The following is a 13,475-nucleotide window of genomic DNA, read 5'->3' as shown; positions in this document are numbered from 1 at the left end:
GTGTCAGGCAATTTGAATGTCGCCAGACACACCGCCTTCGCGAGCAAGCCCGCTCCCACACTGGATGGGGGACATTTCCAATGACTGAGCCGAGCCGCAGCCCGGCGAAACTGGCGCTCAGTATATCGACGAAGCCCAATCGCCGCTGGGCTTCGCTCACATTTCTGACAGCAAAGGCTATTCCAGCGCCTTCCAGATGTCGGTGGCGTATTCGCGGATGGTCCGGTCCGAGGAGAACCAGCCCATGCGCGCGGTGTTGAGCACCGCCGAGCGCCACCATTGCTTGGAGTCGTGCCAGCGTTCCTCGACCTTGGCCTGGGCGTTCCAGTACGAGTCGAAGTCGGCGCAGACCAGGAAGCGGTCATAGTCCACCAGCGAATCCACCAGCCCGGTGTAGCGCATCGGATCGTCCGGTGAGAACACGCCGCCGCGAATCGCCTGCAACACGTCATTGAGACGATGGGAGGCGGCAATGTCCGGCGCGGCGCTGAATTCACCGTTGCGCTTGCGCGCCTCGACCTGTTCGGCGGTCAAGCCGAAGATGAACATGTGCTCGTCGCCGACCCGGTCCCACATCTCCACGTTGGCGCCGTCCATGGTGCCGATGGTCAGCGCACCGTTGAGGCCGAATTTCATGTTACTGGTGCCCGATGCCTCGAAACCGGCCGTGGAAATCTGCTCCGACAGATCCGCCGCCGGAATGATGCTCTCCGCCAGGCTGACGTTGTAGTTGGGCAGGAACACCACCTTGAGCAGGCCGCGCACGGTCGGGTCGTTGTTGACCACCCGGGCGATGTCGTTGGTGAGCTTGATGATCAGCTTGGCCTGGTGATAACTGGCGGCAGCCTTGCCGGCGAAGATCTTCACCCGGGGCACCCAGTCCACTTCCGGCTCGGCGCGGATCGCCTGGTACAGCGCCACGGTGTGCAGCAGGTTGAGCAACTGGCGCTTGTACTCGTGGATCCGTTTGACCTGCACATCGAACATCGCCGCCGGGTTCACAGCGATGCCCAGGCGTTCGTGGATCAGGTAGGCCAGGGCTTTCTTGCTGTGCAGGCGCTGCTCGGCGAACTGTTTGCGGAACGCCGGCTTATCCGCAAACGGCTCCAGTTCGATCAAGCGTTCCTCAGGGTTATCGAGCACGCTCGGGCCAAGGGCATCGACCATCATCGAGGTCAGTTCCGAGTTGGCCTGGAACAGCCAGCGGCGGAAGGTAATGCCATTGGTCTTGTTATTGATCCGTTCCGGATAGAGCTTGTGCAGCTCGGAGAACACCGTGCTGCGCATGAGTTGTGTGTGCAAACCGGACACGCCGTTGACGCTGTGGGAGCCGAGGAACGCCAGGTTGCCCATGCGCACCCGGCGACCGTTGTCTTCTTCGATCAGCGAAACCGAGCGCAGCACGTCGAAATCATGCACGCCCTTGGCCCGCAACGAATCGATGTGCTGGGCGTTGATCAGATAGATGATCTGCATGTGCCGCGGCAACATGCGTTCCATCAGCCCCACCGGCCAGGTTTCCAGGGCTTCGGGCAGCAGCGTGTGGTTGGTGTAGGACAGTGTGTCCTGGGTGATCTGCCAGGCGGCGTCCCAGGCCACGTCATAGACGTCCACCAGTTGGCGCATCAACTCGGCCACGGCAATCGAGGGGTGAGTGTCGTTGAGCTGGATTGCCGCGTGGTCGCCCAGGGTCAACACCGAGGTATGCATGTTGCGGTGACGGCGAAGCAGGTCTTGCAACGAGGCCGCGACGAAGAAATATTCCTGGCGCAGGCGCAGTTCCTGGCCGGCCTCGGTGCTGTCGGCCGGGTACAGCACGCGGGAAATACTTTCGGCCCGGGCCACTTCCGCTACCGCACCCAGGTGGTCGCCGGCGTTGAAGCGTTCCAGGTGCAGGTCTTCCACGGCCCGGGCGCGCCACAGGCGCAAGGTGTTGACGCTGGCGCCGCGCCAGCCCACCACCGGGGTGTCATAGGCGATGGCCCGCACGGTTTCAGCCGGGGACCAGACTTGCCGAGTCTTACCGGCCTCGTCAGTCACGGTTTCGACGCTGCCGCCAAAGCCGATCGGGTAAACCACTTCCGGACGCTCGAACTCCCACGGGTTGCCGAAATCCAGCCAGTGTTCGGTTTGCTCCTGTTGCCAGCCGTCGACGATGGCCTGGCGGAACAGGCCGTGTTCATAACGGATGCCGTAGCCGTGGCCGGCGATGCCCAGGGTCGACATACTTTCCATGAAGCACGCCGCCAATCGGCCGAGGCCGCCATTGCCCAGCGCCGCATCGGGCTCCAGCAGGCGAATGCGCTCAAGATCCACGCCCAGTTCAGTCAGCGCTTCGCGCGCAGTGTCCAGCAGGCCCAGGTTGCTCAGGCTGTCGTAGAGCAGGCGCCCGATGAGGAATTCCAGGGAGAGGTAATAGACACGCTTCTGGCCCTTGCGATAGATCTGCCGCGTGTGGTCCATCCAGTGCTCGACCATGTGGTCGCGGGCTGCCAGGGCAATGGCTTCGAACCAATCGTGATCAAACGCATGATCCGGATCCTTGCCGACGGCATAAGTGAGTTTGGTCAACACGGCGTCGCGAAATGCAGCGACTTCCGCTTCACGAACAAGTGGTTCTTGAGTCATTGATGGAGACCTCGAACGAACATGGATTGTCTGAGCCTAGACGGTCTGACAGACGGTACAGGCTCTTGGTTCGGTGGTTTTGCCCAAGTGCCGGAGAGTCGCCGCCAGGGAAATGCCGGATGGGCTAATGAATGCAGGGGCCGTGCCGGTCCGGGGCAGACTTATGAGGAGAAAGAAAAAAAACCGGCAGATGGTCGTTCAAAATTTCACCAGTCCCGGTATGATCGCGCGCCCTGATGCATGCCGGTACACCTAGATGATGAAGCCCAACCTGATCGCCGCCGCGGAGATCGACCGACTCGATACCTGGGCCAAATACTCCGCCCCGATGTGCGGTTCCTGCGTGTCGAGCTGCTGCACGCTGCCGGTGGAGGTCAAGATCAAGGACCTGATCCGGATCGGCATCGTCGACGAATTCGAACTCGGCGACCCGCCAAAAAACATCGCCAAGCGCCTGCAAAAGGAAGGGATCGTCGAGCGCTACAACCAGAAGTCCGAAATCTTCACGCTCCAGCGCATGAGCAACAACGATTGCCTCTACCTGGACCGCAAGAGCCGGTTGTGCACCATTTATGAGAAGCGCCCGGACACTTGCCGCAACCATCCACGGGTCGGACCACGGCCGGGGTATTGCGCGTACAAGCCCAAGGAAGTGGAGCGCGAGCGCAGTCCGCGGACGCTGGATCGGTTTTGATCAGTTGATGTTCGGCGGTGCCTGATCTGACGCCTTCGCGAGCAAGCCCGCTCCCACAAGGACGGCGCTGAACCTGTGGGAGCGGGCTTGCTCGCGAATAGGCCCTGCCAGCCACCGCATCATTTTCAGGCATAAAAAAACGCCCCAGGTCTCACGACCGGGGGCGTTTTTCATTCAGCCGGGGCTAAGCGATCAAGCCTTGGCTTTCTTGGCGGCGCGGGTACGCTCGCTTTCGTCCAGGATCTTCTTGCGAAGACGGATGGACTTCGGCGTCACTTCGCACAGCTCGTCGTCCTGGATGAATTCCAAGGCCTGTTCCAGGGTGAAGCGAACAGGTGGAACCAGGGCGATGGTTTCGTCTTTACCCGAAGCACGCATGTTGTCGAGCTTCTTGCCCTTGGTAGGGTTGACGCCCAGGTCGTTGTCGCGGCTGTTCAGACCGACGATCTGGCCACCGTAGATTTCCTGGCCGTGCTCGACGAACAGCTTGCCACGCGCCTGGAGGGTTTCCAGGGAGTAGGTCAGCGCCTTGCCGGTTTCAACCGAAACCAGGACGCCGTTCTGACGGCCGGACATGTCGCCGGACTTCATCACGTCGTAACGGTCGAAGATCGAGGTCAGGATGCCAGCGCCGTTGGTCAGGGTCAGGAACTGGTTACGGAAACCGATCAGGCCACGGGCAGGGATGTTGTATTCCAGACGAACACGGCCTTTGCCATCCGGCACCATGTTGGTCAGGTCGCCCTTACGCAGGCCCATCTCTTCCATGACCTTGCCCTGGGATTCTTCCGGCAGGTCGATGGTGACGTTTTCGTACGGTTCGTGCTTCACGCCGTCAACCAGACGGATGATCACTTCCGGACGACCTACCGCCATTTCGAAGCCTTCGCGACGCATGGTTTCGATCAGTACCGAGAGGTGCAGCTCACCACGGCCCGAGACCTTGAACTTGTCGGCCGAGTCGCCTTCTTCAACGCGCAGTGCAACGTTGTACAGCAGCTCTTTGTCCAGACGCTCCTTGATGTTACGGGAAGTCACGAACTTGCCTTCTTTACCGCAGAACGGCGAGTCGTTGACCTGGAAGGTCATGGAAACGGTTGGCTCGTCGACGGTCAACGGCTTCATCGCTTCGACGGTGTCCGGGTGGCACAGGGTGTCGGAGATGAACAGCGACTCCATGCCGCTGATGCACACGATGTCGCCAGCTGCCGCTTCTTCAACGTCTACACGGTGCAGGCCGTGGTGACCCATCAGCTTCAGGATACGACCGTTACGCTTCTTGCCGTCGGCGCCGATAGCCACAACCGGGGTGTTCGGCTTGACGCGACCACGGGCGATACGGCCAACACCGATCACACCCAGGAAGCTGTTGTAGTCCAGCGCGGAGATTTGCATCTGGAACGGACCGTCACGGTCAACCGCCGGCGCCGGTACGTTGTCGACGATCGACTGGTACAGCGGGGTCATGTCTTCGGCCATGTCGTTGTGGTCCAGACCGGCAATACCGTTCAGGGCCGAGGCGTAGACGACTTTGAAGTCCAGTTGTTCTTCGGTGGCACCCAGGTTGTCGAACAGGTCGAAGATCTGGTCCAGAACCCAGTCCGGACGCGCGCCTGGACGGTCAACCTTGTTGATGCACACGATTGGACGCAGGCCGGCTTCGAAAGCCTTCTTGGTCACGAAACGGGTTTGCGGCATAGGGCCGTCCTGGGCGTCGACCAGCAGCAGCACGGAGTCGACCATCGACATCACGCGCTCTACTTCGCCGCCGAAGTCGGCGTGGCCCGGGGTGTCCACGATGTTGATGTGGTAGCCGTTCCAGTTGATGGCGGTGTTTTTCGCCAGGATGGTAATGCCGCGCTCTTTTTCCTGGTCGTTGGAGTCCATCACGCGCTCGTCGTTGAGCTCGTTGCGCTCCAGGGTGCCGGATTGACGCAAGAGTTTGTCTACCAGGGTGGTCTTACCATGGTCAACGTGGGCGATGATGGCGATGTTGCGTAGATTTTCGATCACTTGTGTATCTCGATCAGAGGATTCGGTGTGCTGACAGGTCGTGGCAGCGATTTACGTTGAGTCCGACAAAAGCCGTTACAGCTTGCCGGCGGCGTCGGGGGGCCGGTGACGCAGGCCACAGGCAAACAGCCCCGGGCACTTAGCTCGGTCGATAAACGCGCACATTGGCATGCCCCTCACTGAGCAAATGGTGGGCATGCAGGCGACTCATCACGCCTTTGTCGCAATACAGCAGGTACTGGCGAGTAGGGTCCAGTTCCTTGAAACGCGCGTTCACTGCATAGAACGGCATCGTTTGTACCTCGATGCCGGCGATCTCCAGCGGGTCGTCTTCAGCGTCATCCGGGTGACGGATGTCGATGATGATCTGACCGGCCAATGCCTCGCCGACTTCTTCAATCTGAATGTCCTGGCCCAACTCGTCGATGACCCGATCGATCGGCACCAGCCTGGCGTTTTCGAGCGCACGCTCGAGCACCGCCATGTCGAATTCTTTCTCTTCGTGCTCCACGCGCCCGCGCTTGGCCGCGGTCTTTGGGTTCACCGAGATGACCCCGCAGTACTCCGGCATGTGCCGGGCGAAATCGGCGGTGCCGATCTCGATGGCCGTGTCGATGATGTCCTGCTTGTGGCTGGCGATCAGCGGACGCAGCACCAGTTTCTCGGTGACGCAGTCAATCACCGACAGGTTCGGCAACGTCTGGCTCGACACCTGGGAGATCGCCTCGCCGGTGACCAGCGCATCGATTTGCAGGCGCTCGGCGATGCTGGACGCGGCACGCAACATCATACGCTTCAAAATGACGCCCATATGACTGTTGTCGACTTTGCCGAGAATCTCGCCGAGGACTTCTTCGAACGGCACACTCACAAATAACACGCGTTGGGAGCTGCCGTACTTCTTCCAGATGAAGTGCGCCACTTCCATCACGCCCAGCTCATGGGCACGTCCGCCCAGATTGAAGAAGCAGAAATGGGCCATCAGCCCGCGACGCATGATCTGGTAGGCGGCAACCGTGGAATCGAAACCGCCAGACATCAGCACCAGTGTCTGCTCCAGCGAACCCAGCGGATAACCGCCGATGCCGTTGTGCTGGCTGTGGATCACGAACAGACGCTGGTCGCGGATCTCGATGCGCACTTCTATCTGCGGGTCTTTCAAGGAAATACCGGCCGCACCACATTGTCGGCGCAGCTGGCTGCCGACGTATTTCTCGACGTCCATCGAGCTGAACGGGTGCTTGCCGGCACGCTTGCAGCGCACCGAGAAAATTTTCCCGGCCAGGGCGTCGCCATAATGCAGCATGCATTTGGCGAGAATGTCGTCGAAATCCCCCAACGGATATTCATCGACCTGCAGGAAATGCGCGATGCCCGGCATGCAGCCCAGGCGCTCGGTCATTTCCTTGAGGACCTTGGGTTCGCTGACGCGGGTTTCCAGCTCGAGGTTGTCCCACACGCCGTTCACCACCACGACCGGGTCCAGATCACGGAGCACGGCACGGATGTTCTTGGCCAACTGGCGGATGAAACGCATCCGTACCGGCCGGCTCTTGATGGTGATCTCGGGGAAGACTTTTACGATTAGTTTCATGAAAACAGCGCGCGAACGGCCAGCCGAAAAAGGGGGGCGCGGATTATAGCGGAAATTGCTCAAGGTTTAACCAGTTAATGTGCAGATGATTATACGCGCACCAAAACAGGTCGTTTTCGATTATCGGCGCCACATTGCAGTGCGTTATTGTCTGACAATCCAGGTTTTACGCCCTGAAAAGCGTGTATTTGGTGCAAAAAACCCATGCTGGGGCACTGGCATGCAATTTGCTCCCTTGTGAGGCAGGTTGCCTTGGCAGAGTATTCGCGCCGGCATCACCCATATCTTAGGGCACACCATTACCGCCCGAAGCCACCCGGAGGACATATGTCGAAGTCGGTTCAACTCATCAAAGATCATGACGTCAAGTGGATTGATCTGCGCTTCACTGACACCAAAGGCACTCAACATCACGTGACCATGCCGGCCCGTGATGCACTGGACGACGATTTCTTTGAAATCGGCAAAATGTTCGACGGTTCCTCCATCTCCGGTTGGAAAGGCATCGAAGCCTCCGACATGATCCTGATGCCGGACGACGCCACTGCGGTCCTGGACCCGTTCACCGAAGAGCCGACCCTGATCCTGGTCTGCGACATCATCGAACCGTCCACCATGCAAGGCTATGACCGCGACCCACGCGCCATCGCCCACCGTGCCGAGGAATACCTGAAGTCCACCGGTATCGGCGACACCGCTTTCTTCGGTCCAGAGCCTGAGTTCTTCATCTTCGACTCGGTCAAGTTCAAGTCCGACATCTCCGGCTCCATGTTCAAGATCTTCTCCGAACAAGGTTCGTGGATGTCCGACCAGGACGTGGAAGGCGGTAACAAAGGCCACCGTCCAGGCGTGAAAGGCGGCTACTTCCCGGTTCCACCGTTCGACTTCGACCACGAAATCCGTACCTCCATGTGCAACGCACTGGAAGAAATGGGCCAGACCGTCGAAGTTCACCACCACGAAGTGGCAACTGCCGGCCAGAACGAAATCGGCGTGAAATTCAACACGCTGGTGAACAAGGCTGACGAAGTCCAGACCCTGAAGTACGTTGTACACAACGTTGCCGACGCCTATGGCCGCACCGCGACCTTCATGCCAAAGCCACTGTACGGCGACAACGGTTCGGGCATGCACGTTCACATGTCGATCTCCAAGGACGGCAAGAACACCTTCGCAGGTGAAGGCTATGCCGGCCTGTCGGACACCGCCCTGTACTTCATCGGCGGTATCATCAAGCACGGTAAGGCCCTGAACGGCTTCACCAACCCGTCGACCAACTCCTACAAGCGTCTGGTCCCAGGCTTCGAAGCCCCGGTGATGCTGGCCTACTCGGCTCGCAACCGTTCCGCCTCGATCCGTATTCCTTACGTGAACAGCCCTAAAGCGCGCCGTATCGAAGCCCGCTTCCCGGATCCGGCTGCCAACCCATACCTGGCCTTCGCTGCACTGATGATGGCCGGCCTGGACGGTATCCAGAACAAGATCCACCCTGGCGATGCCGCTGACAAAAACCTGTATGACCTGCCGCCTGAAGAGGCCAAGGAAATCCCACAGGTCTGTGGCAGCCTGAAAGAAGCCCTGGAAGAGCTGGACAAGGGCCGTGCGTTCCTGACCAAGGGCGGCGTATTCAGCGATGACTTCATCGACGCTTACATTGCCTTGAAAAGCGAAGAAGAAATCAAGGTTCGCACCTTCGTACACCCACTGGAATATGAGCTGTACTACAGCTGCTGATCCGGTAGCGTCGCCCAACGCGGCGCGAATCAAGAGAGGCCTCCTTCGGGAGGCCTTTTTTGTGGGCGCGATATACGTGCATCATGGGTCACCCACCGATAACGAGAGCCCCTCCATGACGCTGCGCTCCAAGCTCTGCCTTGCCTTCTCAGCCGCGCTGATGGCCTCAGCCGCCAACGCCACCCCAGCCCCCGAAGCCCTTAGCCCGCTGCTTACCGCCATTGGCGAGCGCATCGCCATTGCCGACCAGGTGGCGCTGAGCAAATGGGACAGTCATAAACCGGTTGAAGACCGTCAGCGCGAGCGTGAAGTCATCGCCGCGGCCGTGGCCCAGGCGCCGGCCTACAAGCTGACGGGAGAAACCGTGGAAGCGTTTTTCGCCGCTCAGATTGAAGCCAACAAAATGGTGCAATACATCAACCTGTCCGACTGGGCCCTGGAAGGCAAGGCCCCGGATCTGCCACGCCCGGACCTGGTGGGCCAGATCCGCCCGCAACTCGACCGCCTGCAAAAACGCCTGCTGCAACAACTCGCCGACTTCGCCCCCTACCGCAGCGACCCGCAATGCCCGCAGTGGCTGGCCCAGGCCACTCACAACGACAAGCAGCACCCTATCCACCGGCTCGCCCTGATCCGGGCGACCGGGCAGTTGTGTATTTTCACAAAATCCTGAACCATCTCACTTCCCCTTGTGGGAGCGGGCTTGCTCGCGAAGAGGTCGGCACATTCAGCACCTCAGTGACTGAGCTACCGCATTCGCGAGCAAGCCCGCTCCCACAATGCCGCGCTCACAATGGATCCGCGACAAGTTGGGCTAAGCACCCTGCCTGACCTATGCTGCTACCCAACACTTTCAATTCTCGGTTGATTCTATGGGTCGCGTTTTTCCAGGAATGCTGTTGCTGCTGTTGGCGTTGCCTGTGGCCGCGCAGATCTACAAATACACCGACGCCGACGGCAACACCGCCTATAGCAACCAGCCACCCCAAGGCGTGCCGGCCCAGGCGGTGGAGCTGCCGCCGCTCAACAGCATTGAACGCCAGGCCCCGGCCGGCCAGGGCACACCCGCAACCCCAGCCAACACCGACGAAACGTCCAACGCCTATCAAACCCTGGCGCTGACGGACATCCCAACCGAAGAAGCCCTGCGCGCCAACAACGGGACCTTCACCGTTGGCGTCCGAGCCCAACCGCGCCTGCGAAGCCCGCATCTGTTCCGGCTGCTGCTGGACGGCCAGCCCTACGGCCAACCGACCAATGTGCCGCGCCTGCAGTTGGTGAACATCGACCGCGGCGAGCACAGCCTGGCGGTGCAAGTGGTTGATGGCGACACGCTGGTGCAGCAGAGCGAGACCGTCACTTTCACCGTACAGCGGGTGCACCAGCCATGAGCCGCTGGCTGCTTGCCCTGGGCCTGTCCCTGGCCGCGATGCCAACACTGGGGCAGGTCTATACCTACATCGACGCTCAAGGCAATCGCGTCTTCACCGACCAGCCGCGCCCCGGCAATGCGAAAAAGATCCAACTGTCGCCCGGCAACCGCATGCCGACCCCACCCTCTGGCAAGACTGCCACGCCCCTGCCTGAAGAAGCGCCAAGGCCTCAGTTCCACTACGAAATGCTCCGGCTCTTGATCCCCGAGCCGGACGCCACGATCCGCAGCACCGCCGGCGAGCTGATCGTCACCGCCACCAGCGAACCCGGCCTGAAGCGAGGCCACCGCTATCGCCTGCTGCTCGACGGCCAGCCCACCGGCGAAGCGGGACCAAGCCCGGTGTTCGCCTTGAGCAACATCGACCGCGGCACCCATCACCTGGCCGTGGAGATCCTCGACGAACAGGGCCGTACCGTCGAGCGCACCGCCAACCAACCCTTCCACATGCAACGCATGTCCCTGGCGCAGAAGCGCCGCATCAAACCCTGCGCCACGGCCGACTATGGCCAGCGTCCCGAATGCCCTCTCGCCGAGAAGCCAAAAGAAGAAGACGTGAGCATCCTGCCCTTCTTCTAACCCGCCCCACTGCCGTGCACTATAGTGGTGCAATCATTTGCACCCTACTCAGATTCCAACCCATTTTGGTTCGAAAGTACCCGAAAAAACTGGCAGAAAGCCACGTAAACGGGCCATTGGGGACCTGTTCGAGGCTCTAAACGCTTGTTTTTCGAGCCTTGGTTTGGTTTTTGCATTTTCCTGGTACCAGCGCGTCATACGCGTGCCTGCTACGCTCCAAAAGAGGTCCTGATGACCATTAGCGACGCACTACACCGCTTGCTGCTCGACAATCTCACCACCGCGACCATCCTGCTCGACGACCAACTGCGCCTCGAGTACATGAACCCGGCGGCCGAGATGCTGCTGGCCGTCAGCGGCCAGCGCAGCCATGGGCAGTTCATCAGCGAGTTGTTTACCGAATCTGCCGAGGCGCTCAACTCCCTGCGCCAGGCGGTGGAGCAAGCGCATCCGTTCACCAAGCGCGAAGCGATGCTCACCGCCCTGACCGGCCAGACCCTGACCGTGGACTACGCCGTCACGCCGATCCTGAATAACGGCTCCACCCTGCTGCTGTTGGAAGTCCACCCCCGTGATCGCCTGCTGCGCATCACCAAGGAAGAGGCGCAACTGTCCAAGCAGGAAACCAGCAAGATGCTGGTGCGCGGCCTGGCCCATGAGATCAAGAACCCCCTCGGTGGGATTCGGGGCGCGGCGCAGTTGCTCGCCCGCGAATTGCCGGAGGAAAGCCTCAAGGACTACACCAACGTCATCATCGAGGAAGCCGACCGCCTGCGAAACCTGGTGGACCGCATGCTCGGCTCGAACAAGCTGCCGTCCCTGGCGCTGTGCAACGTCCACGAAGTACTGGAACGGGTCAGCAGCCTGGTGGAAGCGGAAAGCCAGGGTTGCATCACCCTGGTGCGCGACTATGACCCGAGCATCCCCGACGTATTGATCGACCGTGAGCAGATGATCCAGGCGGTGCTCAATATCGTGCGCAACGCGATGCAGGCCATCAGCACCCAGAACGAGCTGCGCCTGGGCCGCATCAGCCTGCGCACCCGGGCCATGCGCCAGTTCACCATCGGCCACGTGCGTCATCGCCTGGTGACCAAGATCGAAATCACCGACAACGGCCCGGGCATCCCGACCGAGCTACAGGAAACCATCTTCTTTCCCATGGTCAGCGGCCGCCCGGACGGTACCGGGCTGGGCCTGGCCATTACCCAGAACATCATCAGTCAGCATCAGGGCTTGATCGAGTGTGAGAGCCACCCCGGCCACACCACCTTCTCGATCTTCCTGCCACTGGAACAAGGAGCCACATCGACATGAGCCGTAGTGAAACCGTGTGGATCGTCGATGACGACCGTTCTATCCGTTGGGTCCTGGAAAAAGCCTTGCAACAGGAAGGCATGACCACCCAGAGCTTCGACAGCGCCGACGGGGTGATGAGCCGCCTGGCCCGTCAGCAACCGGACGTCATCATCTCCGACATCCGCATGCCGGGCGCCAGTGGCCTGGACCTGCTGGCGCGCATACGCGAACAGCATCCACGCCTGCCGGTGATCATCATGACCGCCCATTCCGACCTGGACAGCGCGGTGGCGTCCTACCAGGGCGGAGCGTTCGAATACCTGCCCAAGCCGTTCGACGTCGACGAAGCGGTGTCGCTGGTCAAGCGCGCCAATCAGCACGCCCAGGAGCAACAGGGCCTGGAAGAAGTGCCGGCCTTGGCCCGTACCCCGGAAATCATCGGCGAAGCGCCGGCCATGCAGGAAGTGTTTCGCGCCATTGGTCGCCTGAGCCACTCCAACATCACCGTGTTGATCAACGGCGAGTCGGGCACCGGTAAAGAACTGGTCGCCCACGCCCTGCACCGCCACAGCCCACGGGCGGCCTCGCCGTTCATCGCGCTGAACATGGCGGCGATCCCCAAGGACCTGATGGAGTCCGAGCTGTTCGGCCACGAGAAAGGCGCGTTCACCGGCGCCGCCAACCTGCGCCGCGGACGCTTCGAGCAAGCGGACGGCGGCACCTTGTTCCTCGATGAAATCGGTGACATGCCGGCCGACACCCAGACCCGCCTGCTGCGGGTGCTGGCGGACGGCGAGTTCTACCGGGTCGGCGGGCACACGCCGGTCAAGGTGGACGTGCGCATCATCGCCGCGACCCACCAGAACCTTGAAACCCTGGTCCACGCCGGGAAATTCCGTGAAGACTTGTTCCATCGTCTGAACGTGATCCGCATCCATATCCCGCGCCTGGCGGATCGCCGCGAAGACATCCCGACCCTGGCCCGGCACTTCCTCGGCCGCGCGGCTCAGGAACTGGCGGTGGAACCCAAGCTGCTCAAGGGCGAAACCGAGGAATACCTCAAGAACCTGCCGTGGCCCGGCAACGTCCGCCAGCTGGAGAACACCTGCCGCTGGATCACGGTGATGGCCTCGGGTCGTGAAGTGCACATCAGCGACCTGCCACCGGAACTGCTGAGCCTGCCACAGGACTCCGCCCCGGTGACCAACTGGGAACAAGCCCTGCGCCAGTGGGCCGACCAGGCTTTGGCCCGCGGCCAGTCGAACCTGCTGGACAGCGCCGTCCCCAGCTTCGAACGAATCATGATCGAAACCGCCCTCAAACACACCGCCGGCCGCCGCCGCGATGCCGCCGTGCTGCTGGGCTGGGGCCGCAATACCTTGACCCGCAAGATCAAGGAATTGGGGATGAAGGTCGACGGTGGGGATGATGATGACGGGGATGAGGGCTGAATGAGCTTTCCACCCCTGAAGTAAAACTCATGTGGGAGCGGGGGTGCTCTC

10 protein-coding genes are annotated in these 13,475 nt (G+C 60.9%); 7 read left to right on the top strand and 3 right to left on the bottom strand.

What is annotated here, in order from left to right:
• Positions 1 to 177 precede the first annotated feature (177 nt).
• Positions 178 to 2,628: a glycogen/starch/alpha-glucan phosphorylase gene (locus RGM2987_RS02540; RefSeq protein WP_245138547.1), complete on the bottom strand. Its 2,451-nt coding sequence runs from the start codon at positions 2,626 to 2,628 to the stop codon at positions 178 to 180.
• A gap of 256 nt (positions 2,629 to 2,884) precedes the next feature.
• Here RGM2987_RS02540 and RGM2987_RS02535 point away from each other — a divergent pair, with 256 nt between their 5' ends.
• The gene (locus tag RGM2987_RS02535) at positions 2,885 to 3,322 is read left to right on the top strand and encodes a YkgJ family cysteine cluster protein (RefSeq protein ID WP_245138546.1); all 438 of its coding nucleotides are present in this window, start codon (positions 2,885 to 2,887) and stop codon (positions 3,320 to 3,322) included.
• 192 nt (positions 3,323 to 3,514) lie between these two features.
• Here RGM2987_RS02535 and typA read toward each other — a convergent pair whose 3' ends face one another.
• Positions 3,515 to 5,335 carry a translational GTPase TypA gene (gene typA / locus RGM2987_RS02530; protein ID WP_245138545.1) on the bottom strand — a complete coding sequence of 607 codons (1,821 nt, stop codon included), beginning with the start codon at positions 5,333 to 5,335 and terminating at the stop codon, positions 3,515 to 3,517.
• Positions 5,336 to 5,474: 139 nt separating this feature from the next.
• Positions 5,475 to 6,929, bottom strand: a complete 1,455-nt coding sequence (gene thiI / locus RGM2987_RS02525; RefSeq protein ID WP_245138544.1) for a tRNA uracil 4-sulfurtransferase ThiI — start codon at positions 6,927 to 6,929, stop codon at positions 5,475 to 5,477.
• A gap of 327 nt (positions 6,930 to 7,256) precedes the next feature.
• Here thiI and glnA point away from each other — a divergent pair, with 327 nt between their 5' ends.
• The 6 genes from glnA to ntrC all read left to right on the top strand — a co-directional run bounded on the left by glnA (position 7,257) and on the right by ntrC (position 13,424).
• Positions 7,257 to 8,663 (top strand): glutamate--ammonia ligase, encoded by a 1,407-nt coding sequence (gene glnA / locus RGM2987_RS02520; RefSeq protein ID WP_245138543.1) that lies wholly within the window; start codon positions 7,257 to 7,259, stop codon positions 8,661 to 8,663.
• Positions 8,664 to 8,778: 115 nt separating this feature from the next.
• On the top strand, positions 8,779 to 9,336 hold the full coding sequence (locus RGM2987_RS02515; RefSeq protein WP_245138542.1) for a chorismate mutase: 558 nt from the start codon (positions 8,779 to 8,781) through the stop codon (positions 9,334 to 9,336).
• A 199-nt stretch (positions 9,337 to 9,535) separates the two neighbouring features.
• Positions 9,536 to 10,054 carry a DUF4124 domain-containing protein gene (locus tag RGM2987_RS02510; protein ID WP_245138541.1) on the top strand — a complete coding sequence of 173 codons (519 nt, stop codon included), beginning with the start codon at positions 9,536 to 9,538 and terminating at the stop codon, positions 10,052 to 10,054.
• Positions 10,051 to 10,674, top strand: coding sequence for a DUF4124 domain-containing protein (locus tag RGM2987_RS02505; protein ID WP_245138540.1), 624 nt, complete (start codon positions 10,051 to 10,053; stop codon positions 10,672 to 10,674). Before RGM2987_RS02510 ends, RGM2987_RS02505 begins: the two co-directional genes overlap by 4 nt.
• Positions 10,675 to 10,905: 231 nt before the next feature.
• Positions 10,906 to 11,991 (top strand): nitrogen regulation protein NR(II), encoded by a 1,086-nt coding sequence (gene glnL / locus RGM2987_RS02500; protein ID WP_245138539.1) that lies wholly within the window; start codon positions 10,906 to 10,908, stop codon positions 11,989 to 11,991.
• Positions 11,988 to 13,424: a nitrogen regulation protein NR(I) gene (gene ntrC, locus RGM2987_RS02495; RefSeq protein ID WP_245138538.1), complete on the top strand. Its 1,437-nt coding sequence runs from the start codon at positions 11,988 to 11,990 to the stop codon at positions 13,422 to 13,424. Before glnL ends, ntrC begins: the two co-directional genes overlap by 4 nt.
• Positions 13,425 to 13,475 lie beyond the last annotated feature (51 nt).

The organism is Pseudomonas sp. RGM2987 (genome assembly GCF_022952855.1).
GTDB lineage: Bacteria > Pseudomonadota > Gammaproteobacteria > Pseudomonadales > Pseudomonadaceae > Aquipseudomonas.
Note: the sequence above shows the minus strand (reverse complement) of the source record. Positions and strands in the feature narration are given on the sequence as shown.